Origin of the sequence: Pseudomonas azotoformans (assembly GCF_900103345.1) — a bacterium.
Taxonomy (GTDB): domain Bacteria; phylum Pseudomonadota; class Gammaproteobacteria; order Pseudomonadales; family Pseudomonadaceae; genus Aquipseudomonas; species Aquipseudomonas azotoformans.
Genome location: NZ_LT629702.1, coordinates 3,931,963 through 3,956,232, shown reverse-complemented (window position 1 = coordinate 3,956,232; position 24,270 = coordinate 3,931,963). Strand labels below are relative to the sequence as shown.

The 24,270-nt window shown below is 61.6% G+C and carries 24 protein-coding genes; 14 read left to right on the top strand and 10 right to left on the bottom strand.

Annotated elements, in window-relative coordinates; genetic code table 11:
* Positions 1-61: 61 nt before the first annotated feature.
* The 11 genes from rsfS to BLR69_RS17765 all read left to right on the top strand — a co-directional run bounded on the left by rsfS (position 62) and on the right by BLR69_RS17765 (position 10,557).
* A complete protein-coding gene (gene rsfS, locus BLR69_RS17815; protein WP_003176298.1) occupies positions 62-556 on the top strand; it encodes a ribosome silencing factor in 495 nt (164 codons plus the stop codon).
* Positions 557-565: 9 nt separating this feature from the next.
* The gene (gene rlmH / locus BLR69_RS17810) at positions 566-1,033 is read left to right on the top strand and encodes a 23S rRNA (pseudouridine(1915)-N(3))-methyltransferase RlmH (RefSeq protein ID WP_003176297.1); all 468 of its coding nucleotides are present in this window, start codon (positions 566-568) and stop codon (positions 1,031-1,033) included.
* 15 nt (positions 1,034-1,048) lie between these two features.
* A complete protein-coding gene (gene mrdA / locus BLR69_RS17805) occupies positions 1,049-2,947 on the top strand; it encodes a penicillin-binding protein 2 (protein WP_071493674.1) in 1,899 nt (632 codons plus the stop codon).
* A 31-nt stretch (positions 2,948-2,978) separates the two neighbouring features.
* A complete protein-coding gene (gene rodA, locus BLR69_RS17800; protein ID WP_042570827.1) occupies positions 2,979-4,082 on the top strand; it encodes a rod shape-determining protein RodA in 1,104 nt (367 codons plus the stop codon).
* 17 nt (positions 4,083-4,099) lie between these two features.
* Positions 4,100-5,110, top strand: a complete 1,011-nt coding sequence (gene mltB / locus BLR69_RS17795) for a lytic murein transglycosylase B (protein WP_071493673.1) — start codon at positions 4,100-4,102, stop codon at positions 5,108-5,110.
* Positions 5,110-6,108, top strand: a complete 999-nt coding sequence (locus BLR69_RS17790; RefSeq protein WP_071493672.1) for a septal ring lytic transglycosylase RlpA family protein — start codon at positions 5,110-5,112, stop codon at positions 6,106-6,108. The genes mltB and BLR69_RS17790 overlap by 1 nt, the downstream gene beginning before the upstream one ends.
* 180 nt (positions 6,109-6,288) lie before the next feature.
* Positions 6,289-7,446 carry a D-alanyl-D-alanine carboxypeptidase family protein gene (locus tag BLR69_RS17785; RefSeq protein WP_058427771.1) on the top strand — a complete coding sequence of 386 codons (1,158 nt, stop codon included), beginning with the start codon at positions 6,289-6,291 and terminating at the stop codon, positions 7,444-7,446.
* Between the two features lie 84 nt (positions 7,447-7,530).
* Positions 7,531-7,806, top strand: coding sequence for a DUF493 domain-containing protein (locus BLR69_RS17780; protein WP_015886061.1), 276 nt, complete (start codon positions 7,531-7,533; stop codon positions 7,804-7,806).
* A complete protein-coding gene (lipB, locus tag BLR69_RS17775) occupies positions 7,806-8,453 on the top strand; it encodes a lipoyl(octanoyl) transferase LipB (protein ID WP_058427770.1) in 648 nt (215 codons plus the stop codon). Before BLR69_RS17780 ends, lipB begins: the two co-directional genes overlap by 1 nt.
* A 26-nt stretch (positions 8,454-8,479) precedes the next feature.
* Positions 8,480-9,481, top strand: a complete 1,002-nt coding sequence (gene lipA / locus BLR69_RS17770; RefSeq protein WP_166794335.1) for a lipoyl synthase — start codon at positions 8,480-8,482, stop codon at positions 9,479-9,481.
* A 155-nt stretch (positions 9,482-9,636) separates the two neighbouring features.
* Positions 9,637-10,557, top strand: coding sequence for a S66 peptidase family protein (locus tag BLR69_RS17765; RefSeq protein WP_071493671.1), 921 nt, complete (start codon positions 9,637-9,639; stop codon positions 10,555-10,557).
* A 112-nt stretch (positions 10,558-10,669) separates the two neighbouring features.
* On the opposite strand, the gene BLR69_RS17760 is transcribed toward BLR69_RS17765, so the two are convergent.
* The 5 genes from BLR69_RS17760 to leuS form a co-directional block, all read right to left on the bottom strand.
* On the bottom strand, positions 10,670-11,995 hold the full coding sequence (locus tag BLR69_RS17760) for a lytic murein transglycosylase (protein ID WP_071493670.1): 1,326 nt from the start codon (positions 11,993-11,995) through the stop codon (positions 10,670-10,672).
* A gap of 61 nt (positions 11,996-12,056) precedes the next feature.
* The gene (gene arfA / locus BLR69_RS17755; RefSeq protein ID WP_003176285.1) at positions 12,057-12,221 is read right to left on the bottom strand and encodes an alternative ribosome rescue factor ArfA; all 165 of its coding nucleotides are present in this window, start codon (positions 12,219-12,221) and stop codon (positions 12,057-12,059) included.
* 221 nt (positions 12,222-12,442) lie between these two features.
* Positions 12,443-13,480 (bottom strand): DNA polymerase III subunit delta, encoded by a 1,038-nt coding sequence (gene holA / locus BLR69_RS17750; protein ID WP_058427766.1) that lies wholly within the window; start codon positions 13,478-13,480, stop codon positions 12,443-12,445.
* Positions 13,481-13,519: 39 nt separating this feature from the next.
* A complete protein-coding gene (locus BLR69_RS17745) occupies positions 13,520-14,125 on the bottom strand; it encodes an LPS-assembly lipoprotein LptE (protein ID WP_071493669.1) in 606 nt (201 codons plus the stop codon).
* Between the two features lie 88 nt (positions 14,126-14,213).
* Positions 14,214-16,820, bottom strand: a complete 2,607-nt coding sequence (gene leuS / locus BLR69_RS17740; protein WP_071493668.1) for a leucine--tRNA ligase — start codon at positions 16,818-16,820, stop codon at positions 14,214-14,216.
* A 261-nt stretch (positions 16,821-17,081) separates the two neighbouring features.
* On the opposite strand from leuS, the gene BLR69_RS17735 reads away from it, so the two are divergent.
* Together BLR69_RS17735 and BLR69_RS17730 are read left to right on the top strand one after the other, a co-directional pair.
* A complete protein-coding gene (locus tag BLR69_RS17735; RefSeq protein WP_058427763.1) occupies positions 17,082-17,399 on the top strand; it encodes a hypothetical protein in 318 nt (105 codons plus the stop codon).
* A gap of 98 nt (positions 17,400-17,497) precedes the next feature.
* On the top strand, positions 17,498-18,259 hold the full coding sequence (locus BLR69_RS17730) for a YdcF family protein (protein WP_071493667.1): 762 nt from the start codon (positions 17,498-17,500) through the stop codon (positions 18,257-18,259).
* 123 nt (positions 18,260-18,382) lie between these two features.
* Here the strand turns inward: BLR69_RS17730 and lnt are convergent, their stop codons facing one another.
* The 5 genes from lnt to miaB all read right to left on the bottom strand — a co-directional run bounded on the left by lnt (position 18,383) and on the right by miaB (position 23,805).
* The gene (lnt, locus tag BLR69_RS17725; RefSeq protein ID WP_071493666.1) at positions 18,383-19,906 is read right to left on the bottom strand and encodes an apolipoprotein N-acyltransferase; all 1,524 of its coding nucleotides are present in this window, start codon (positions 19,904-19,906) and stop codon (positions 18,383-18,385) included.
* A gap of 8 nt (positions 19,907-19,914) precedes the next feature.
* Positions 19,915-20,754, bottom strand: a complete 840-nt coding sequence (locus BLR69_RS17720; RefSeq protein WP_010206772.1) for an HlyC/CorC family transporter — start codon at positions 20,752-20,754, stop codon at positions 19,915-19,917.
* A gap of 41 nt (positions 20,755-20,795) precedes the next feature.
* Positions 20,796-21,254, bottom strand: coding sequence for an rRNA maturation RNase YbeY (gene ybeY, locus BLR69_RS17715; RefSeq protein ID WP_058427760.1), 459 nt, complete (start codon positions 21,252-21,254; stop codon positions 20,796-20,798).
* Positions 21,247-22,251, bottom strand: a complete 1,005-nt coding sequence (locus tag BLR69_RS17710) for a PhoH family protein (RefSeq protein WP_058427759.1) — start codon at positions 22,249-22,251, stop codon at positions 21,247-21,249. Before BLR69_RS17710 ends, ybeY begins: the two co-directional genes overlap by 8 nt.
* Positions 22,252-22,476: 225 nt before the next feature.
* On the bottom strand, positions 22,477-23,805 hold the full coding sequence (miaB, locus tag BLR69_RS17705) for a tRNA (N6-isopentenyl adenosine(37)-C2)-methylthiotransferase MiaB (protein WP_071493665.1): 1,329 nt from the start codon (positions 23,803-23,805) through the stop codon (positions 22,477-22,479).
* A gap of 131 nt (positions 23,806-23,936) precedes the next feature.
* On the opposite strand from miaB, the gene BLR69_RS17700 reads away from it, so the two are divergent.
* Positions 23,937-24,263 (top strand): DUF1820 family protein, encoded by a 327-nt coding sequence (locus BLR69_RS17700; RefSeq protein WP_003194436.1) that lies wholly within the window; start codon positions 23,937-23,939, stop codon positions 24,261-24,263.
* The last annotated feature ends 7 nt before the right edge of the window (positions 24,264-24,270 follow it).

Here is a 24,270-nt window from a genome sequence, read left to right as displayed (position 1 = left end):
GCTTGAACGCACGAAAATTCGTGCAGCAAGCGCCCGAACATACGAGCAAAACGAGTTTTATATGACGAACAAAGACGTAAGCAAAGTTAAGCGCAAAGGCACCTTCAAAAGCGCGCCATTGCCGGTTGAAGCCCACGTAGGCCCGGAACTGGCCGGCGAAGAGCTGGTAAAGGTCGCGGTGGCTGCCCTGGAAGACGTTAAAGCCCAGGACATCCAGGTGCTGGACGTGCGCGACAAGCAAAGCATCACCGACTTCATGATCATCGCCACCGGTACCTCGAACCGTCAGATCGGCGCGATGCTCGATAAAGTCCGTGAAGCCGTCAAAGCCCAAGGCGTGAAGCCGCTGGGTGAAGAAGGCAAGGGCGACAGCGACTGGGTGCTGCTGGACATGGACGATGTGATCGTTCACATGATGACCTCTAACGCCCGCCAGTTCTACGACCTGGAGCGTCTGTGGAAAGGCGCCGAGCAGAGCCGTGCCGCCGATGGCAAGCACCACAGCCCGGAAGTGGGCCACGCGCACTTCGACAAGCTGAACAAAGACCAGGAATAAGGAACGGCTGTGCGCCTGCGTCTGATTGCTGTCGGTTCACGCATGCCCAAGTGGGTGGAAGAAGGCTGGCACGAGTATGCCAAGCGTCTGCCCGCCGAGCTGTCGCTGGAACTGGTAGAGATACCGCTCAATACCCGGGGCAAGAATGCCGATGTGGCGCGCTTTATCCGTCAGGAAGGCGAAGCCATGTTGGCCAAGGTCGGCCCCAACGAGCGCATCGTCACCCTCGAAGTGCACGGCAAGCCCTGGAGCACCGAGCAACTGGCGGTGGAGCTGGATCGCTGGCGCCTGGACTCGCGTACGGTCAACTTCATGGTCGGTGGCCCCGAAGGGCTGGCGCCGGAAGTCTGCGCGCGGGCGGACCAGCGCTGGTCGCTGTCGGCGTTGACGCTGCCGCACCCGTTGGTAAGGATCCTGATTGGTGAACAGCTGTATCGCGCCTGGACAGTCCTGTCCGGGCACCCTTACCACAAATAATCTGCGCCCCTCCCGATGACCCAACCGATCCGCATCAAGGACCACGAGAAAGACGCACGTCTCGTACGCGCACGCGTGGTGTTTGGCGCAATCATGGTGGTGGCGTTGTTGGGTGTGCTGATCGCCCGCCTGTATTTCCTGCAGGTGATCCAGTACGACTATCACTCCACGCTGTCGGAAAACAACCGGGTGCATGTGCAGCCGATCCCGCCGACCCGTGGGCTGATTTTCGACCGTAATGGCGTGGTGGTGGCGGACAACCGGCCCAGCTTCAGCCTGAGCATGACCCGCGAGCGCTCCGGCGACTGGCAGCATATCCTCGATGTGATCGTCGAGGTGCTGCAGCTGACGCCGGAAGACCGGGTGATCTTCGAGAAACGCATGAAGCAGGGGCGCCGGCCTTTCGAGCCGGTGCCGATCCTGTTCGAGCTGACCGAAGAGCAGATCGCGCGGATCGCGGTGAACCAGTTCCGTCTGCCGGGTGTGGAAGTGGTGGCGCAGTTGGTGCGGCATTACCCGCAAGGGCCGCACTTTGCCCACTCCGTTGGCTACATGGGGCGGATCAACGAGAAAGAGCTGAAAACCCTCGATCCGGTGAATTACAGCGGCACCCACCATATCGGCAAGACCGGCATCGAGCGTTTCTACGAGCCCGAGTTGCACGGTCAGGTGGGTTACGAGGAAGTCGAGACCAACGCCCGTGGCCGCGTGCTGCGGGTGCTCAAGCGTACCGACCCGGTGCCGGGCAAGGACATCGTGCTGAGCCTGGACATCAAGCTGCAGGAAGCCGCGGAGATGGCCCTGGGCGGGCGGCGCGGCGCGGTGGTTGCGCTGGACCCGACTACCGGCGAAGTTCTGGCGATGGTCAGCCAGCCGAGTTTCGACCCCAACCTGTTTGTGACCGGGATCAGCTTCAAGGCCTACGCCGAGTTGCGTGATTCCATCGACCGCCCGCTGTTCAACCGCGTGTTGCGCGGCCTGTATCCTCCGGGTTCGACCATCAAGCCGGCGGTGGCGATTGCCGGACTGGACGCAGGCGTGGTCACGGCCTCCAGCCGTGTGTTCGACCCGGGCTATTACATGCTGCCCAACTACGATCACAAATACCGTAACTGGAACCGCACCGGTGACGGCTATGTCGACCTGGACACCGCGATCATGCGCTCCAACGACACCTATTTTTACGACCTGGCCCACAAGCTCGGGATCGATCGCCTATCCGCCTATATGGGCAAGTTCGGTCTCGGCCAGAAAGTCTCCCTGGATATGTTCGAGGAATCCCCCGGCCTGATGCCATCGCGGGAGTGGAAGCGCGCCACCCGCCGCCAGGCGTGGTTCCCAGGCGAAACCCTGATCCTCGGTATCGGTCAGGGCTACATGCAGGCCACGCCGCTGCAACTGGCGCAGGCCACGGCGTTGGTCGCCAACAAAGGCATCTGGAACCGTCCACACCTGGCCAAGACCATCGAGGGCGAGAAACCTCTGGATGAAAACCCGATCCCCGACATCGTGCTGCGCGATCCGTCCGACTGGACCAAGGTCAACCACGGCATGCAGCAAGTGATGCACGGCGCCCGTGGCACCGCACGCAAGGCGGCCATCGGCGCGCAGTACCGCATTGCCGGCAAGAGCGGTACCGCCCAGGTGGTGGCGATCAAGCAGGGCGAAAAATACGACCGCTCCAAGGTCCAGGAGCGCCACCGCGACCACGCCTTGTTTGTCGGCTTTGCCCCGGCGGACGACCCGAAGATCGTGGTGGCAGTGATGGTCGAGAACGGCGAGTCCGGCTCAGGCGTCGCGGCGCCCGTGGTGCGCCAAGTGATGGACGCCTGGCTGTTGGCCGACGACGGCAGGCTTAAGCCCGAATACGGCGGCCCCCCTTCAAGCACCGAGGTTACGGCCCGTGAAGAGTAATTTTGACCGCATCCTCTCGAGTGAGGATGTGATGCGTCGCCGTGCGACGTTGCTGCAACGCATGCACATTGATGGCCCGTTGCTGATCCTGCTGCTGACCCTGGCGGCCGGTAGCCTGTTCGTGCTGTATTCGGCCAGCGGCAAGAACTGGGACCTGCTGATCAAGCAAGCGTCGTCGTTCGGCCTGGGGCTGCTGTCGATGGTGGTGATCGCCCAGTTGGAGCCGCGCTTCATGGCGCGCTGGGTGCCGTTGGGCTACGTCGCCGGGGTGTTGCTGCTGGTGGTGGTGGACGTGATGGGCCACAACGCCATGGGCGCGACCCGCTGGATCAACATTCCGGGGGTGATTCGCTTCCAACCGTCGGAATTCATGAAGATCCTGATGCCGGCGACCATCGCATGGTACCTGTCCAAGCGCACCTTGCCGCCGCAGCTCAAGCACGTGGGCATCAGCCTGATCCTGATTGGCGTGCCGTTCATCCTGATCGTGCGCCAGCCCGACCTCGGCACCTCGCTGCTGATCCTGGCGGGCGGTGCGTTCGTGCTGTTCATGGGCGGCCTGCGCTGGCGCTGGATCCTCAGCGTGCTCGCCGCCGCCGTGCCGGTGGCCGTGGCCATGTGGTTCTTCTTTATGCACGACTACCAGAAGCAGCGAATTCTCACGTTCCTCGACCCGGAAAGCGATCCGCTGGGCACCGGCTGGAACATCATCCAGTCGAAGGCCGCCATCGGTTCCGGCGGCGTATTTGGTAAGGGTTGGTTACTGGGCACCCAGTCGCATCTGGACTTTTTGCCCGAGAGCCACACCGACTTCATTATTGCGGTGATGGGCGAGGAGTTCGGCTTGGTGGGCATTTGCGCGCTGTTGCTGATCTATCTGCTATTGATTGGTCGTGGCCTGGTGATCACCGCGCAGGCGCAGACGCTGTTCGGCAAATTGCTCGCCGGCGCCCTGACCATGACTTTTTTTGTTTACGTTTTCGTCAACATCGGTATGGTCAGTGGCCTGTTGCCGGTGGTTGGGGTGCCGTTGCCATTCATTAGCTACGGCGGAACTTCGCTGGTGACATTGCTGTCAGCGTTTGGGGTTTTGATGTCGATTCATACGCATCGCAAATGGATCGCACAGGTTTGAATAAGGTGAAGATGTCAATGCAAGTAATGCGCGGCTGGGCGACTCGGCACGCGTCCTGGATGGGCCTGATTGGGCTGCTGGGCGCAACGCAAGAGGCGCAGGCCGGTGACTACGATGGTTCACCCCAGGTCGCCGAATTTGTCGGTGAGATGACCCGCGACTATGGTTTCGCCGGTGAACAGCTGATGGGCGTGTTCCGCGAAGCCCAGAAAAAGCAGGCGATCCTCGACGCCATCTCGCGCCCCGCCGAACGTGTGAAGCAGTGGAAGGAATATCGCCCGATGTTCCTCACCGACGCCCGCGTAGCCCGTGGGGTGGACTTCTGGCGCCAGCATGAGGCAGTACTGGCCCGGGCCGAGCAGGAATATGGTGTGCCGGCCCAGGTCATCGTTGCGATCATCGGCATTGAAACCTTCTACGGGCGCAATACCGGCAGCTACCGGGTCATCGACGCCTTGTCGACCCTGGGCTTCGATTACCCGCCCCGCGCCGAGTTCTTCCGCAAGGAACTGCGCGAATTCCTGCTGTTGGCCCGCGAAGAGCAGGTCGACCCGTTGACCCTCAAGGGCTCCTACGCCGGTGCGATGGGCTTGCCGCAGTTCATGCCGAGCAGCTTCCGCGCCTACGCAGTGGATTTTGACGGCGACGGGCATATCAATATCTGGAGCAACCCTGACGACGCCATCGGCAGCGTAGCCAGCTACTTCAAACGCCATGGCTGGGTCGCTGGCGAACCGGTGGTGATCCGCGCCGATGTCAGTGGGGAGCGCGCCGATGAAGGCCTGACCCAGGGCATCGAGCCGGCCAAGACGGTCGGGGAGTTGCGGGCGCTGGGCTGGTCGAGTCAGAATGCGCTGCCTGACGAGATGCCGGTCACGGCATTCCGCCTTGAGGGCGAAAACGGCCCGGAATACTGGATGGGCCTGAAGAATTTCTACGCAATCACGCGTTATAACCGCAGTGTGATGTACGCCATGGCCGTGCATCAGCTGTCAGACATGCTGGTCCAAGCACGGGGCACTAAGTAATGCGGGCATCGCCGTTCAATCAACCGCTCAAGCTGGTGGCGTTCGTCGCGTTGTCCCTGCTGGTCGTCAGTTGCTCCACCAGCCGCGGTCCGGTGCAGAAGTCCGGGGGCACCGCAGTTCGTTCCCAGCCGGGCCTGGACATCAACCGTGCGCACAAAGACGGCGCGCCGTGGTGGGATGTCGATGTGTCGAAGATCCCGGACGCCACGCCCACCCTGCACACCGGTGCCTACAAGGCCAACCCGTACACCGTGCTGGGCAAGACCTATTTCCCGCTGCAGGAATCCAAGACCTACGTGCAATCGGGCACGGCGTCCTGGTACGGCACCAAGTTCCACGGCCAGAACACCGCCAACGGCGAAGTGTATGACTTGTATGGCATGAGCGCGGCGCACAAGACCCTGCCGCTGCCGAGCTATGTGCGGGTGACCAACCTGGACAACAACCGCACGGTGATCCTGCGCGTCAACGACCGTGGGCCGTTTTACTCGGACCGCATCATCGACCTGTCCTACGCCGCCGCGAAGAAACTCGGCTACGCCGAAACCGGCACCGCGCGGGTCAAGGTCGAAGGCATCGACCCGGCGCAGTACTGGGCCCAGCGCGGCAAGCCGGCGCCATTGATGCTCAACGAGCCGCAGACCCCGCAACCGCAAATCACCGCATCGGCCGGCAAGTTCGAGCAGTGGACGCCGCCGCCACAACAGCACGCCCCGGACACCGTGGCTGTGCCGCAGGCTGCCCAGGGTGCTTCGCTGGCCGGTGGCCAATACTTGCAGGTGGGCGCTTTCGCCAACCCGGATGCGGCAGAACTGTTAAGGTCCAAGCTCAGCAGCATGGTCAACGCGCCGGTGTTCATCAGCTCCATCGTGCGTAACCAGCAGACGTTGCACCGTGTGCGCATGGGCCCGATCGGCTCGCCGAGCGAAGTGGCGCAAGTGCAGAACAGCGTGCGCCTGGCCAACCTGGGGCAACCCAGCGTAGTCACCGCTGAATAAAACAGAATTGATGGTTCTGGCCCGTGCGCGGGCTTGAACCCTGGTTGTTGGCTCGTTGAACAATAAAAACCCAGGGGCAAGGGGTGAGCAGGCAACCGAACACGTGACAGTCTGGTAGCGGGCTGTCTGAATAAGTTTTGCCCGCGAGGGCAAGTTTCCATAAGCAATTTCGAGAGACGGATGAACATCACCACCTTAGCCAAACGCACGTGCCTGCTTCTTTCGCTGATCATCACCCCGGCCGCCTGGGCGGTTGAAATGGTGCCGGCTTCCCCGCAACTGGCTGCCAAGGCCTGGGTCCTCATGGATGCCGCCAGCGGCAACGTGCTGGTCGAGAACAACGGTGACCAGCGCCTGCCACCGGCCAGCCTGACCAAACTGATGACCGCCTACATCGCGACCCTGGAAATCCGTCGCGGCCAGATCGGCGAGAACGACCCGGTCACCGTCAGCGAAAACGCCTGGCGTACCGGCGGTTCGCGGATGTTCATCAAGGTCGGTTCGCAGGTGACTGTGAGCGACCTGTTGCACGGCATCATCATCCAGTCCGGTAACGACGCCAGCGTCGCCCTGGCCGAGCATATTGCCGGCAGCGAAGATGCATTCGCCGACATGATGAACAAAACCGTGGCCGACCTGGGCATGACCAACAGCCACTTCATGAACCCGACCGGCCTGCCGAACCCGGAGCACTACTCGTCGGCTCACGACATGGCGATCCTGGCGCGCGCGATCATTCGTGTCGACCCGGTGCACTACGCGATCTACTCCCAGAAGGAATTCTTCTGGAACAACATCAAGCAGCCTAACCGCAACCTGCTGCTGTGGCGCGACAAGACCGTCGACGGTCTGAAAACCGGCCACACCGAAGAAGCCGGCTACTGCATGGTGTCGTCCGCTGTCCGTGACGGCCAGCGCCTGATCGCCGTAGTCTTCGGCACCAACAGCGAACAGGCCCGTGCGGCCGAGACGCAAAAGCTGCTGACCTACGGTTTCCGTTTCTTCGAAACCCAGACCTTCTACCAGAAAGGTGCTGAACTGGCGACCGCGCCGGTGTGGAAGGGCGCTACCTCCCAAGTCAAGGCCGGCCTGGCTGAAGACCTGACCCTGACCATGCCTAAAGGCCAGTTGAAGAAGCTTGCTGCCAGCATGACCATGAACCCGCAACTGGTTGCGCCCATCGCCAAGGGCGACGTGATCGGTAAAGTCGAAGTGAAGCTGGACGACAAGGTGGTGCACAGCGCCGACCTGATCGCCCTGGACGCCGTCGACGAAGGTGGTATCTTCCGCCGCGTGTGGGATAGCATCCGTCTATTCTTCTACAGCCTGTTCAACTGATTGTGTGCACCTGCAAAGCCCCGTGTTGATCCGACACGGGGCTTTGCCCGTCGCCACGGCTTACGCTTACGAGGCCGTTACGCCATGACCGATAAAGAAGTAAAGGCGCCAAAGATCGAATTCCCGGTGGTGGACTATCCCATCAAGGTGATCAGCGATACCGGTGTCGGCCGTAAAGACCTGATCCTTGAGATCGTGCGTAAACACGCAACGATCAACGATCAGCGCGTGGATGAACGCTCCAGTTCAACCGGCAAATACACCACGATCCAGTTGCACATCGTTGCGACGGATCAGGACCAGCTCTACAACATCAACAGTGAACTGCGGGCCACCGGCTTCGTGCACATGGTGCTGTGATGTCACAGGTCCTGGGCTTTCGCGAGCTCGGCCGGATGGACTACGAGCCCGTCTGGCACGCCATGCAGCGCTTCACCAACGAGCGCGGCACCTCGGCCCCCGATGAGATCTGGCTGGTGGAACACCCACCGGTGTTTACCCAGGGCCAGGCCGGCAAGGCCGAACATCTGCTGCTGCCGGGGGAAATTCCGGTGGTGCAGGTCGACCGAGGTGGCCAAGTGACTTACCATGGGCCGGGTCAACTGGTGGCCTACTTGCTGCTGGATGTGCGCAAGCTGGGGTTCGGCGTGCGCGACTTGGTCAGCCGCATGGAGGCTTGCCTGATCGAGCTGCTGGCCAGTTACGGCGTGAGCGCCGCAGCCAAGCCGGATGCGCCGGGTGTGTACGTTGATGGCGCGAAAATCGCCTCCCTGGGGCTGCGTATTCGCCACGGCTGTTCCTTTCATGGCCTGGCCCTGAACGTGGACATGGACCTGGCGCCGTTCCGGCGGATCAACCCGTGTGGCTATGCCGGGTTGGCAATGACGCAACTGAGTGACCACGCCACACCGATTAAATTTGCCGAGGTAAGTGCCCGGCTGCGTGCGCAGCTCGTCAAACACCTCGACTATGCTGAGCAGACGACCCTGACGGGCGGAATCGACTGATTATGACTACTGATGCAGTGCAAACCATGATCCCGACGGTGGACGTTACCGAACGCCCAGCCCCGGCCCCGCGTGCCAAGGTGGAAGCCGGCGTCAAGCTGCGCGGCGCCGAGAAGGTTGCACGCATCCCGGTGAAGATCATTCCGACCACCGAACTGCCGAAGAAACCAGACTGGATCCGCGTGCGCATCCCGGTTTCGCCGGAAGTCGACCGTATCAAGGCGCTGCTGCGCAAGCACAAGCTGCACAGCGTGTGCGAAGAGGCCTCCTGCCCTAACCTGGGTGAGTGCTTCTCCGGCGGCACCGCCACCTTCATGATCATGGGTGACATCTGCACCCGTCGCTGCCCGTTCTGCGACGTCGGCCACGGACGTCCGAAGCCACTGGACGTCAACGAGCCGGAAAGCCTGGCCATCGCCATCGCCGACCTGCGCCTCAAGTACGTGGTGATCACTTCGGTAGATCGCGACGACCTGCGTGACGGTGGTGCCCAGCACTTTGCCGACTGCATTCGCGAAATCCGCAAGCTGTCGCCGAACGTGATGCTCGAAACCCTGGTCCCGGACTACCGTGGCCGTATGGACGTGGCGCTGGAAATCACCGCCGCCGAGCCGCCTGATGTGTTCAACCACAACCTCGAAACCGTGCCACGCCTGTACAAGGCTGCGCGTCCAGGTTCGGATTACCAGTGGTCGCTGACCCTGCTGCAGAAATTCAAGCAGATGATGCCGCACATCCCGACCAAGTCCGGCCTGATGCTGGGCCTGGGCGAGACCGACGAAGAAGTCATCGAAGTCATGAAACGCATGCGCGAACACGACATCGACATGCTGACCCTGGGCCAATACCTGCAACCGTCCCGCAGCCACTTGCCGGTGCAGCGTTTTGTGCACCCGGACACCTTCGCCTGGTTCGCCGAGGAAGGCTACAAGATGGGCTTCAAGAACGTGGCGTCTGGCCCGCTGGTGCGCTCCTCGTACCATGCGGACGAGCAGGCCAAGCTGGTCAAGGCGAGCCTGGTTTCGTAACTCGCACCGCAATTGAATGTGGATGCGGGCTTGTGTGGGAGCGGGCTTGCTCGCGAATACGGAGTGTCAGTCAACTAATCAGGTGACTGACACTCCGTATTCGCGAGCAAGCCCGCTCCCACATTTGGTTCTGCGTTGGTTAAGGAGAATTGAGGATGACTGTCGCCGTACCTGCCCTTCGCTCCGAAGGCACCATCGCCCTGATCGCCCCCGCCGGCCCCGCCACCCTGGACGTCGAAAAAGCCGGCCAATGGATGCGCTCCCGCGGCTACGACCTGCGCATTTTCCCAGGTGTCTACGAACGCGACGGCTACCTCGCCGGCAGCGATGAAACCCGCCTCAACGACCTGCACAAAGCCTTCGCCGACCCTGACGTCGACGCCATCTTCTGCCTGCGCGGCGGCTACGGCACGCCGCGTCTGCTCGATAGCCTGGACTTCGACCTGCTGCGTGCCAATGCCAAACCCTTCGTGGGTTACAGCGACATCACAGCGCTGCATCTGGCAATCAGCCGCTACGCGGGTTTCGTGACCTTCCACGGGCCGATGCTCAACGCCGACCTGTTGGGCGACAAGCAACCGCCTACCGAGTCTTCATTGTTCAGCCTGCTGCGCGGCCAGTTGGGTGCTGGCAGCGAATTGATGCACCCGGTGGCATACCCGCTGACTACAATCGAGCCTGGCATCGCCTGTGGGCGCTTGCTGGGCGGCAACCTGTCGATGATCGCGGCAGTCATGGGCACACCCTTTGAGATCGACGCAGAAGGCATCATCCTGTTGATCGAGGACGTCAACGAGCCGATCTACCGCATCGACCGCCTGCTGACGCACCTGCGCCTGGCGGGCAAGCTGGCGCAGGTTGCCGGTGTACTGGTAGGGGACGTGGCGGGTGTGGATAAGGTTGCGTTGGAGCGCTTGCTCAAGCAGACCTTCGAGCCGTTGCGCATCCCGGTGTTGTCCGGTTGGCGCAGTGGGCATTGTGACCCGAACCTGACGTTGCCGATGGGCGCATTGGTGCGGTTGGATGCGGGGGAGCAGCGGTTGGTGTTGGAGCAGGATGTAGTGTTCAAAGCCTGAGTTTTTGCGGCCTGTCAGGCCGTCATCGGGGGCAAGCCCCCTCCCACAATGGAATGCTGTCGAAATGTGGGAGGGGGCTTGCCCCCGATAGCAATAGCCGCCATAAGCCAATCTAGCGGTTCTGCAACGACTCCAGCAGCTTCACCGTCGGATACCCATCCGCCGGCCAGCCCAAGGCCTGCTGCGCCGCACGAATCGCCTTGCGTGTATTGGCGCCGATAATCCCGTCAGGGTTGCCCGCGTCATAGCCGTTGGCACTCAAGGCCGTCTGCAAGTCGATGCGCTGCGAGCGGCTCAATGGCAATTCATCTTTCGGCCAATCGCCACGAATCACGCCGCCGCCACCGAAACGTTCCGACAGCAGGCCGACCGCCAAAGCGTAGGACGACGAGTTGTTGTACTTGAGGATCGCACGGAAGTTATCCAGCACCAGGAACGCCGGGCCGCGATAACCGGCCGGTAACAGCAGGGCAGCGGAGAGTTGGTCGACGTTGGGTGGCATGCTCGCACCCGGTGGCAGTTGGATGCCCAGTTTCAGCCATTCTGCGACCGTCTTGCGGATGCCGCCATCGGCCAGGGCGTAGTCGAAGTTCGCCGGCAATTGTTTCACCTCAAAACCCCACGGCTGGCCTCTCTGCCAGCCGGAGCTTTGCAGGTAGTGTGCGGTGGAGGCGAGGGCGTCTGCCGGGCTGTTCCAGATATCGCGGCGACCGTCGCCATCGAAGTCCACGGCGTGGGTGTTGTAGGTGGTCGGGATAAATTGGGTCTGGCCCATGGCACCGGCCCAGGAGCCTTTCATCTGGTCAGCCTGGATATCACCGTGCTGGATGATCTGCAGCGCCGCCAGCAACTGCGCCTGGGCAAATGCCGGGCGACGGCCTTCGTAGGCCAGGGTCGCCAGCGAGCGGATTACCGAGTTGTTGCCCTGGAACTGGCCGAAGTTACTCTCCATGCCCCACACTGACACCAGCGCCTGGCGGTCGACGCCATAACGTTGTTCGATGCTTTGCAGGATGTCGGCGTACTTGACCAGCAACGCCTGGCCGTTGCGCACGCGCACGGGCGACAGGGCGCCGTCGAGGTATTCCCACACCGGGCGGGAAAATTCCGGCTGGCTGCGGTCGGCGCGGATCACCGCCATGTCGGGGGTGACGTTGGCGAATGCGGTGTCGAACACGGCGGCGGTGATGCCGGCCTGCAGTGCTTGCACGCGGAAGGCCGCTTGCCATTCGGCAAAGGTCTGGGTCGGTTGGATATCAAGATTGTCCACGGCCAGCGGGGCCACGACAGCGGGCGCAATCACAGGGGCGGTCTGGAGCTTGGGCAGCGGTTGAGCGTCGGCGGCGGTGGGTTTCTCCGCGCAGGCGACGAGCAGAATGAGGCTGGAGGCAGCGATCAGTTGGCGAAAGTGCCAACGACGGGAAAGACTAGAGGGCATGCACAGGTCCAGGGATTGCAAATCAGGTGCAGACCTTATCATGCCAGAGGGCTGCTTGCCTTCAGGCAGCCAGAAAGTAAGAAGCCTCCCAGCTATTAGACTGGAAGGCTTCGCGGCGGTAGCTGCCTTTGCCCTTGCCGGCGCGTTCCTGACGGCTGCGGAACAGTGGCTGGGCGATGATGGATTTGGCCTTGTTGGGGCCATGCTTGGATGGCTTTTTGCTCATGGTTTTTACTCGCTTGGGATGGGTGGAGTGGCGCAAATGATCTGCCGAAGTTCTGCCGCTGTAAAGCTCGGCGAAGTGTAGGAAAAGTGGGCACGGTCAAAACTGTGGGAGCGGGCTTGCTCGCGAATGCGGTGCGTCAGACCCTGATGTGTTGAATGGCGCACCGCCTTCGCGAGCAAGCCCGCTCCCACATTGGATTTGTGGTGTTTTTGAGAGAGGGTTTATTCGGCAGGCAGGGTCAGGCGCTGACCGGCCATCAACAGCGACAAGCGGCTAAGACTCATCCACGGTGAACCAGCGGCCTGGCCCTTGATCTGCGCGTCGATGCGCTGCGCTTCCAGCAGCAATTGCGCCCAGCGTTGCGCCGAGTGCCGTTGCAGCGCTTTGCTCATCAAGGGTTTGCGCTTGTCCCACACTGGCGGCTTGGCCTGGCTGAAGCATTTGTCCAGCGGCGTACCCTGGCTGTATTGCAGGGCAATATTGGCCAGCACCCGCAGTTCACGGGCCAGGGCCCAGAGAATCACTGGCGGTTCCACGCCTTCGCCGCGCAGGCCTTCGAGCATGCGCAGGGCGTGAGCGGGCTCACCGTTGAGGATCGCATCCACCAGCCCGAACACATCGAAGCGCGCGCTATCGGCCACAGCGCCCTGGACGGTCTCGACGGTAATCTGCCCGTCTTCGGCCATCAGCTTGAGCTTTTCGATCTCCTGGGCAGCGGCCAGCAAGTTGCCTTCAACCCGGGCGGCGATCAACTCGACCGCGTCCTGGGTTGCCGACAGCCCCGATTGGGACAGGCGTTGGCGAATCCATTGCGGCAACTGGCTGCTGTCCACCGGCCAGATCTGGATGAACTGGGTCTGTGCGCCTTCTACCAGCGCCTTGCCCCACTTGGTTTTCTGCGCGCTGCCATCAAGCTTGGGCAGGCTGATCAACAACACCGTGTCTTCGGCGGGGCGCGAGCAGTATTCCATCAGGGCGGCTGCGCCCTTGTCGCCAGGCTTGCCTGAAGGCAGGCGCAGTTCCAGCAGGCGCTTCTCGGCAAACAGCGACATGCTTGCACCGGCCTGCAGCAGCGTGCCCCAGTCGAAGCTGGCGTCGGCGCTGAAGACCTGGCGTTCGTCGAAACCTTGCTGGCGTGCCGCAGTGCGAATGGCGTCGGCGGCTTCCTGACACAGCAGCGGATCATCACCGCTGACGATGTAGACAGGCGCAAGGCCACCTTGCAGGTGTTTGGCGAGTTGGGCGGGGGCGAGTTTCATAGGCAGGGTAAACGGGGCGCTTGGGGCGCCCCGTCTGGCTTACTCGACAGGGACTTCAACAGGCGATTGTTTCGGCGTGTTGTCTTCGTACTCTTTGGCGGCTTTCAGCGCGTCGGCGTCGGCCTTGGCCTTGTTGTCAGCCTGTTGCTGCAGGGTCTCCAGTTGTTCCGGAGTCAGCATGGACAGGCGCAGCACCATGCGCTGTACCAGTTCGCGACGCATTTCCTTGCGCACTTGCTGGATTTCGGAATCCGAACCCACCAGGTTGTTGCCATCGTGGCTGACCACTTTCTGCACCTGGATCTTGTCACCCATCAGCGGCAGATGATCGCGGCCCTGGATTTCGAAGTTGAGCGCAGTGTTCAGTTCGATGTCGGACGCACGCCCGGCGCTGGCGTAACTCAGGTTACGCTGGGTTTCTCTCTCGTCCACCAGGAACAGTTTGTACGTCGCGCCGGTATAGACGTGCACGCCGCTGTTTTCCAGCACCTGACGCAACTGCGTCACCGTATCGCCGTAGGCGTTGCGGGCGCTGACGTCGAGTTCCTTGATCGTCAGGTCATTGGTGCCGGTACCGCGCAGCTGGAAGCCGCAAGCGCTCAGCAGCACGGCAAGGCCCATCACCAGCAAATTGCGTTTAATCATTTTGTTGCTCCCCTTGAAACCATGTGGGCCTTATCGAGGCCCTGAAGGCTTTGTTCGACGCAGGGCCCAAACCCTGCGCCCGATCCGATTAGCTCGCGACGATATTGACCAGTTTGCCAGGCACCACGATCACTTTGCGGATCGTCAGGCCTTCGGTAAAGCGCAGCACGTTCTCGTTGACGCGGGCAGCCGCCTCGACGTCTTCGCGGCTGGCCGTGGCCGGCATGTCGATCTGACCACGCAGTTTGCCGTTGACCTGGATCACCAGTTGCAGCGTGTCCTGTACCAGGGCGCTGTCATCCTGCACCGGCCAGCGCGCATCGATGACGGCGTCGCTGTGGCCCAAACGGTTCCACAGGTCGTGGCTGATGTGCGGCGTGATCGGCGCCAGCAGCAGGGTGACTGTTTCCAGGCCTTCCTGTACCAGTGCACGATCCTGCTCAGTCACTTGTGGCGCTTTTTCCAGTACGTTCATCAGCGTCATCACCTGGGCGATGGCGGTGTTGAACTTGTGGTTCTGGCCTACGTCCTGGCTGGCTTGCTTGATGGCCAGGTGGGTGCTGCGGCGAATGAGTTTCTGCTCGTCGCTCAAGGCGGCCACATCCAGTTTGCCCGGCAGGCCTTGGCTGATATGAGCGTGCGCCAGGCGCCAGACGCGCTTGAGGAAACGGTGCGAGCCTTCGACGCCGGAGTCGGACCATTCGGCGCTCATGTCAGGCGGCGAGGCGAACATCATGAACAGGCGGCAGGTGTCGGCACCGAACTGATCGATCATCGACTGCGGGTCAACGCCGTTGTTCTTCGACTTGGCCATCTTCTCGGTGCCGCCGATTTCCACCGGCAGGCCGTCGGCGATCAGCTTGGCGCTGATGACCTTGGCTTTGCTGTCGCGCTCAAGCTCGACGTCAGCCGGGTTGAACCAGGTGTAGGCGCCGTTGGCTTCACGGCGATAGTAGGTCTCGGCGACCACCATGCCCTGGGTCAGCAGGTTCTTGAACGGCTCATCGGAGCTCACCAGGCCTTCGTCGCGCATCAGCTTGTGGAAGAAGCGCGCGTATAGCAGGTGCAGGATGGCGTGTTCGATACCGCCGATGTACTGGTCAACCGGCAACCAGTGGTCGGCCGCGGATTTCTCTACCAGGCCGCCTTCATAGTGCGGCGAGGCGTAACGGGCGTAGTACCACGAGGACTCGACGAAGGTGTCCATGGTGTCGGTTTCACGCTTGGCAGGCGCGCCGCATTTCGGGCAACTGCACTCGTAGAACTCGGGCATGCGCGCCAGCGGCGAACCGGCCCCGTCCGGCACCACGTCTTCCGGCAGGACGACCGGCAGTTGGTCTTCCGGTACTGGCACGTCGCCACAGCTTTGGCAGTGGATGATCGGGATCGGGCAGCCCCAGTAGCGCTGGCGGCTGATGCCCCAGTCGCGCAGGCGGAACTGGGTGCGCGAGGCGCCGAGGTTTTTCTTGACCAGCGCCACTTCGATGGCGTCGAAAGCGCCCTGGAAATCCAGGCCGTCGAACTCGCCGGAGTTGATCAGCGTGCCGTGCTCGCCGTAGGCGTCTTGCCACGGGGCCGGGTTGGTATCGCCCGAGCTGGTGCGCACCACGGACTTGATCGGCAGGCTGTACTTGGTGGCGAATTCGAAATCGCGCTCGTCGTGGGCCGGCACAGCCATTACTGCGCCATCGCCGTAGTGCATCAGCACGTAGTTGGCGACCCATACCGGCAACTTCTCGCCAGTCAATGGATGTTCAACAAACAGCCCGGTGGGCAGGCCTTTTTTCTCCTGGGTGGCGACGTCGGCTTCGGCCACGCTGCCGCCTTTGCATTCGGCGATGAACGCCTGCAGCTCAGGGTTGTTCTGCGCGGCCTGGGTGGCCAGTGGGTGCTCGGCGGCGACCGCAACGTAGGTCGCGCCCATCAGGGTGTCCGGACGGGTAGTGAATACTTTGAGTGCGCCCGCTGCGCCGATCGAGTCGACGTTGTACGGGAACTGCACTTCCATGCCCTTGGACTTGCCGATCCAGTTGCGTTGCATGGTCTTGACCTGTTCCGGCCAGCCCGGCAGGTCGTCGAGGCTCGACAAGAGTTCATCCGCGTAGGCGGTGATCTTGAAGTAGTACATCGGGATTTCGCGCTTTTCGATCAGCGCGCCGGAGCGCCAGCCGCGACCGTCGATCACTTGCTCGTTGGCAAGGACGGTCTGGTCGATCGGGTCCCAGTTCACGGTGCCGCTCTTTTTGTAGATCACGCCTTTTTCGAACAGGCGGGTGAACAGCCATTGTTCCCAGCGGTAGTAGTCCGGCTTGCAGGTGGTGACTTCGCGGGACCAGTCCACCGCCAGACCCAGACTGCGCAGCTGGGACTTCATGTAGGCGATGTTTTCGTAGGTCCACTTGGCGGGCGCCACGTTGTTTTTCATCGCGGCGTTTTCCGCCGGCATGCCGAAGGCATCCCAACCCATGGGTTGCAGGACGTTCTTGCCTTGCATGCGCTGGTAACGGGAAATCACGTCGCCGATGGTGTAGTTACGCACGTGCCCCATGTGTAGCTTGCCGCTGGGGTAAGGGAACATCGATAGGCAGTAGTAAGTCTCCTTGCCTGGCTGTTCACTGACTTCAAAGGACTTTTGCTCGTCCCAGAAGGTTTGGGCGGCATTTTCTATTTCACGGGGCTGATATTGTTCGTGCATGGCTACTTTTGAACTGAATAGGGGTGGCCTAATCCTCTTCGGTGCAACATTCAGGTTGATCGACACCAAAAAGCGGCGCGTCCGTGCCCAAACCCTGCGGGAAGTGGAGTTACAGGAAGCGCCGTAGCATACATGACCCCACTCTATCGAGGGAAACCCTGATTGCTCTGGCAGGGCCGTCTGTCGCGGCGCCGGGCAGGCGCAGCCACGGGGGCTACGCTGTTTATTGGGGAGCAAGTCTTTCTTCAATGAGGTGAGGGGATGGTTGAATCGCAGCGAATCGTAACGAAACCGGAAATCTACGAAGGACTGATCGACCGATTGGGTCGTGCATTGGATGCAGCGAGGACAGCGGGCCGATTGCGTGATGAGCGGCCTGTGGAGTTGGAACTGCGTGGTTTGACCCGCGCGGAGCTGGAACTGATCAAGGCTTATCTGGAACGGAATGGGCGCGGTGCGCCTCCTCTGGTGGCAACCCCGCCACCCAAGGAGCCCACGCACTCTGCCAAGGTGGTGTGGCTCAAGGACTTGTCGGTCGGTCGCGGCCCGGAAAAACGCCGCTTCGTACGCTACAAGTAGTTCACTCCCCCAGAGCAACACCTTCGCGTCATGTCACGGTAAAGATTGTCGCTAAACCCAGTTACACCTTAGGCTTCGGGCATCTTTGGAGATGCCCGATGCCTATTCGTTACTTCATTAAACAACTGCTCCTGCCGCCCGGCATTTTCTTGCTGCTGCTGGCCCTTGCCTGGTGGTTTCGGCGCAGCCGGCCACGCTTGGCGGGTTGCTGCTTTGCGCTGGGGTTTGGCGGCATGTGGCTGATCAGCCTGCCGGTGATGGTTGAGTGGGGCGCACGTGCCCTGGAGACCGAACCGCCGTTGGCGCGAGAAGACTGGTCGACGCTGGCACAGCGCGCCGATGCAATCGTGGTGTTGGGCTCCGGACGTGAGCGCGGTGACCCGGCTTGGGGCGCCGACCAACCTACGGGTATCGGCCTTGAGCGCCAGCGCTATGCCGCGCGACTGGCCAAGGCTTCCGGGTTGCCGGTGCTGACGACCGGCGGCCTGCATTACGGCACGCCGCCCAGCGAGGCGGAGTTGATGGCGGTATCGATGCAGGATGACTTCGGCGTGACGGTGCGCTGGAAGGAAGAGCGCAGCCGAACCACCTGGGAAAACGCGCAGATGAGCGCAGAAATTCTCTTGCCCCAGGGCATCAAGCGCGTGGTGGTGGTGACCCAGGCCTGGCACATGCCGCGTTCGGTGTGGAGCTTCGAGAAAGCCGGTTTTACCGTGGTGCCGGCGCCGGTGGGGTTCCTGGGCGTGGACAACGCCCGGCCACTGGGTGGCTGGATGCCGGAGTTTGTGTCGGTATGGCGCAGTGGGCAGTTGATCAATGAGGCGGTGGGGCAGATAGGCTATCGGTTGTTTTACCGATAACACGGCAGATCAACATGTGGGAGGGGGCTTGCCCCCGATAGCAGAGTGTCAGTCAGTACATCTGATACTGATACACAGCCATCGGGGGCAAGCCCCCTCCCACATTGGGTTTGTGTTTATCTGTCAGACGGTTTTGGACATGCGGCCAGCCAGCAGTGCCCAGCCGAACAGCCCCAGGCACAGGATGATCAGTGGCCACGAACGCCATTGCAGGTACGGCGTGAGGTTGTGCATCGGCACCACTTCGCCGTAGAGGATCCCACGTTCGAATTGCGGGATCTGCGCAGTGATCTGCCCGAACGGGTTGATCAGGCCGGTCACGCCATTGTTGGTGGCGCGGATCATCCAGCGCCCCGCCTCCAGTGCACGCATCTGCGCCATTTGCAGGTGCTGCAACGGGCCAATCGAGCGGCCGAACCAGGTGTCGTTGCTGATGGTCAGCAGCAGATCGCTCTGCGCCGACAGGCCGGCGGCGAATTCCGGGTACACCACTTCGTAGCAAATGAACGGCGCAATCTGATAGCCCTTGGCCTGCAGCATCGCCTGGTCCGAGGGGCCGCGGGCGAAGTCCGACATCGGCAGGTCGAAGAAGGCAATCAGGCCGCGCAGCATGTCTTGCAATGGCACGTACTCACCGAACGGCACCAGTTTCTGCTTGAGGTAGGTGCCGTCGCCTTCGCCGACCACGGTGATGCCGTTGAAGTAGCGCTTCTGGTGGTGCACTTCCTGGCGGATCGGTACCCCGGTGATCAGCGCGGAGTGCCGGTCGGCGGCGAACTTGCCCATCATGCCCAGGTAGCCCTCGACGGACTCCTTGAGCACCGGCACCGCCGTTTCCGGCCATACCAGCAAATCGACACGCTTGGAACTGAAGCTCATGTCGCGATACAGCGCGAGCTGCGCGTTGAGCTGCTCCGGGTCCCACTTCATGCTCTGTTCAACGTTGCCCTGGATGGCGGCTACGCTCAGCGGCGCGCCAGACGGACTGGTCCAGGCGTGATGCTTGAGCGCCAGGCCGATCGCCCAGGGTGCTACCAGCAACACCAGGCCGGCACCGATAAACGCGTTACGCCTGCCGGCCAGCAGGCGCGGCAGGTTGCACAGCAGGGCGGCGGTGAGTGCCAGGGCAAAGGAGATCAGCCACATCCCGCCCAGCGGCGCGAGGCCGGTGAGGGGGCCGTCGAGTTGGCTGTAGCCGGAGTACAGCCACGGGAACCCGGTAAGGAACCAGCCGCGAAACGCCTCCTGGCCGACCCACAACGCTGCGAATGTCAGCGCATCCGCCAGCGGCGCTTCGTTGCGGCGCAACCAGCGCGCCCACAACCAGGCGGGCAGGGCGAAGAACCAGGCGATGGCGGCGGTGAACAACAGCATCAGGAACCCCGCCAGCAACACCGAAGCGCCGCCGAAGTGGTGGATGCTGTAGTAGATCCAGCTGGTTCCCGCGCCAAACAGGCCGAAGCCGAAACACCAGCCACGGCCCAGCGCCTGGCGTGGCGTCAGTTCTCGCAGCCCGACATAGAACAGGCCGACCGCCACCAGCGCAAACGGCCATAGGTCGAAGGGCGCCAGCGCCAGGGTGGTGATGGCGCCGGCCACCACGGCCAGCAAATTACCGGGCCAGCCGGGGCGAGTTAGGCGCTGCATGTCATTCCTTAGCGGGCAATGGGTGTCAGGCGGATCAGGTGAATGCGACGGCTATCGGCATTCAGGATTCGGAAGCGATACGCGCCGATCTCGGTGGTTTCGTTACGTTTTGGCAAGTGGCCAAACGCACTCATCACCAGGCCGCCCACGGTATCGAACTCGTCATCGGAAAATTCGCTGTCGAAGAACTCGTTGAAGTTCTCGATCGGCGTCAGCGCCTTGATCAGGAAGTCACCGCTGGGCAGTGGCTTGATGTAGCTGTCTTCTTCGACGTCGTGTTCGTCTTCGATATCGCCGACGATCTGTTCGAGCACGTCTTCAATCGTTACCAGGCCAGCTACGCCGCCGTATTCGTCGATCACAATGGCCATGTGATTGTGGTTGGCGCGGAATTCGCGCAGCAGCACATTCAGGCGCTTGGACTCAGGCACGAAGGTGGCCGGACGCAGCAGGTCCTTGATGTTGAAGCTGTCGCCGTTCTCCTTGAGGATCAGCGGCAGCAGGTCCTTGGCCAGCAGGACGCCCATGACATCGTCATGGCTTTCACCGATCACCGGGTAGCGCGAGTGCGCCGAGTCGATCACGGCCGGGAGGAACTCCCGTGGGGTCTGGGTCGCCTTGATGCTGATCATCTGCGAGCGCGGGACCATGATGTCCCGCACTTGCAGGTCAGCCACCTGGATGGCGCCCTCGACAATGGCCAGCGCTTCGCTGTCCAGCAACTTGTTCTGATGGGCCTCGCGCAGCAGCTCCAGCAGCTCCTGGCGGTTTTTCGGCTCGTGGGCAAAAGCCTGGGTCAGTTTACCCAGCCATGACTTCTGCCCGTTGCTCGATCGGTCTTCGCTCATAGCGATTACTCTGAATCCTTTGTTGTTACAGTTGAGTGTTTTTAAGTTTCGTCGTCGGCATAAGGGTCCGGATGACCCAGTTCTGCAAGCAACGTTTGTTCCAGTGTTTCCATTTCCTCGGCTTCGTCATCGTCTATATGGTCGTAACCCAAGAGATGCAAGCAGCCGTGGATGACTAGATGGGCCCAATGGGCCTCAAGTTCCTTGCCTTGTTCCTTCGCTTCGCGCTCCACCACCGCGACACAGATGACCAGGTCGCCCAGCAACGGGATATCCAGCAGCTCATCCGGCACGTCGGCGGGGAAGGACAGCACGTTGGTCGCGTAATCCTTTTGGCGCCAGGTGTGATTCAGTTCGCGGCCTTCGGGCTCGTCCACCAGGCGAATGGTCAGTTCCGAGTCGGCGGTGCGCTGGCGCAGGGCCAGGGCGCACCATTGACGGAACTGGGCTTCGCTGGGGGCGGGCGCTTCGGTGGCCAGCTGCAGGTCTAGCTCAAGCATCGCGGCGAACGTCCTTGGACAGCCCGTCGTCACGGTGTTCGAAGCGCTCGTAGGCCTCGACGATGCGCTGTACCAGCGGGTGGCGAACCACATCCTTGGGCATGAAGTGCGTAAAGCTGATGCCCGGCACGTCCTTGAGCACCTCGATCACCTGGCCCAGGCCCGACTTGGTGCCCTTGGGCAGGTCGACCTGGGTGATGTCGCCGGTGATCACGGCGGTGGAGCCGAAACCGATGCGGGTGAGGAACATCTTCATCTGCTCGACCGTGGTGTTCTGGCTTTCGTCGAGGATGATGAAGCTGTTGTTCAAGGTGCGACCGCGCATGTAGGCCAGCGGGGCGATCTCGATCACCTGGCGTTCGATCAGCTTGGCCACGTATTCGAAGCCGAGCATCTCATACAGCGCGTCGTAGAGCGGGCGCAAGTACGGGTCGATCTTCTGGGCGAGGTCACCGGGCAGGAAGCCGAGCTTCTCGCCAGCCTCGACCGCCGGGCGTACCAGCAGGATGCGGCGCACTTGCTCGCGTTCCAGCGCATCGACCGCGCAGGCCACGGCCAGGTAGGTCTTGCCGGTACCGGCGGGGCCGATGCCGAAGTTGATGTCGTTGCCAAGGATTTCCTTGACGTACTTCTGCTGATTCAAGCCGCGCGGGCGAATCATGCCTTTTTTGGTACGCAGGGCCACGCTGGCTTCAGCCACGGGGTTGTTGGCCAGGTCTTCGACGGCCGATTCCTGCAGGTACAGGTGCACGGTTTCCGGCGACAGCTCGCTACCCTTGGTTTCACGGTAGAGGCGACGCAGCAGGTTTTCTGCGGACGTGGTGTGTTGGGGTTCACCAATGAGCTCGAACTGATTGCCGCGATTGCGGATCTCGATGCTCAGGCGTTGTTCGATCAGGCGCAGGTGCTCGTCGAACTGTCCGCACAGATTGGCGAAACGGCGAGCCTCAAACGGCTCGAGGAGAAAACGATGGGGTTCTGCGATGGGTGCGTTCAAGGTTGTTTTTAGCCGCCCTTTGGCTGTTGAGGTGAAATAGAGAATAACGCCAGTGGCGCGGGTACGAAAGCACTTACGTTATCGGAATGTTGCGCAGTGCCAATGTGGGAGCGGGCTTGCTCGCGAATGCGGTCTCTCAGTAACAGATGTATTGACTGATACACCGCATTCGCGAGCAAGCCCGCTCCCACATTTTGATCTCCATCAGTCAGACCCATTGATGGGTTATTGGATCAACGAGCCACGCAACGAATGCGGTTGCGCCGCATCGATATGTACATCGGCAAACTGGCCGATCAGGGTCGGATTATCGCAGCGGAAGTTTACGATTCGGTTGTTCTCGGTACGCCCCTGCAATTCGCCCGGGTCTTTTTTCGAATAGTCGGTGACCAGGATGCGCTGGATGGACCCGACCATTTGTCGGCTGATCTCGAAACCCTGCTGGTTCAAGCGGTGTTGCAGCGCATTGAGGCGCTCTTTTTTCAACGCTTCCGGGGTCTCGTCCGCCAGGTCGGCCGCCGGGGTCCCGGGGCGTTGACTGTAGACGAACGAGTAGGAGAAGTCGAAACCGACGTCTTCGATCAGCTTCATGGTCTGCTCGAAGTCTTTCTCGGTCTCGCCGGGGAAACCGACGATAAAGTCCGAGCTGATGCAGATGCCCGGCACCGCTGCGCGCAATTTGCGCAGTTTGGATTTGTATTCCAGGGCGGTGTGGTTGCGCTTCATGGCTGCGAGGATGCGGTCCGAGCCCGATTGCACCGGCAAGTGCAGGTGCTTGACCAGTTCCGGGACTTCAGCGTGGGCCTGGATCAGGCTGTCGGAGAACTCCAGCGGGTGTGAGGTGGTGTAGCGGATGCGCTCGATACCGTCCACGGCCGCCACCACGCGGATCAGCTCCGCCAGGTCGGCCAGGCGGCCGTCATGGGTCTGGCCGCGATAGCCATTGACGTTCTGGCCCAGCAGGGTCACTTCACGCACACCGTTTTCGGCCAGGTGGATGATTTCCGACAGCACGTCGTCAAACGGCCGACTGACTTCTTCACCGCGGGTGTAGGGCACCACGCAGAAGGTGCAGTACTTGCTGCAGCCTTCCATCACCGATACGTAGGCGCTTGGCCCGTCGATACGCGGCTCGGGCAAGTGGTCGAATTTTTCGATTTCCGGGAACGACACATCCACCTGTGGCAGCTTGGTGACGCGCGCGGCATCGATCATTTCCGGCAGGCGGTGCAGGGTCTGTGGGCCGAAAACTACGTCGACATAAGGTGCGCGGTCGCGGATCGCGGCACCTTCCTGGCTGGCCACGCAACCGCCGACGGCGATCACCATGTCCGGGTTGGCCAGTTTCAATTCGCGCCAGCGGCCCAACTGCGAGTACACACGGTCCTGGGCCCGCTCGCGGATCGAGCAGGTATTGAGCAGGATTACGTCGGCATCTTCGGCGCGGGCGGTGACTTCCAGGGCCTGGTGTTCGCCCAGCAGATCGACCATGCGCGAGCTGTCGTACTCGTTCATCTGGCAACCGTGGGTTTCGATGTAAAGCTTCTTGGCCATGGGAATCGTCAACTGGTGGTAAAGAACCGCGCATTATAGGGGGCATGCCCATTGGTTCCTAGCGTTGTGCATCGGGTGCCATGCTATAGTTCGCGCCCTCTTTTATATCCCCGATGTGTTGTTCGCCCACCATGACCAAACGTGAAGCTCCAATCTACAAGGTGATTTTCCTCAACCAGGGCCAGGTGTTCGAAATGTACGCCAAGCAGATCTATCAAAGTGATCTGTGGGGTTTCCTGGAGGTGGAAGAGTTCGTCTTTGGCGAGCGCACCCAGTTGGTTGTCGACCCGGGCGAAGAGAAGCTCAAGGCGCAGTTCGAAGGCGTGGTGCGCAGTTTTGTGCCGATGCATTCGATTGTGCGCATCGATGAAGTCGAGCGCTTGGGCACGCCGAAGATCAGCGAGGCACGGGGTACCAGCAATGTGATGCCATTTCCGATGCCAATGCCGGAGAAGTAAGGCGGCT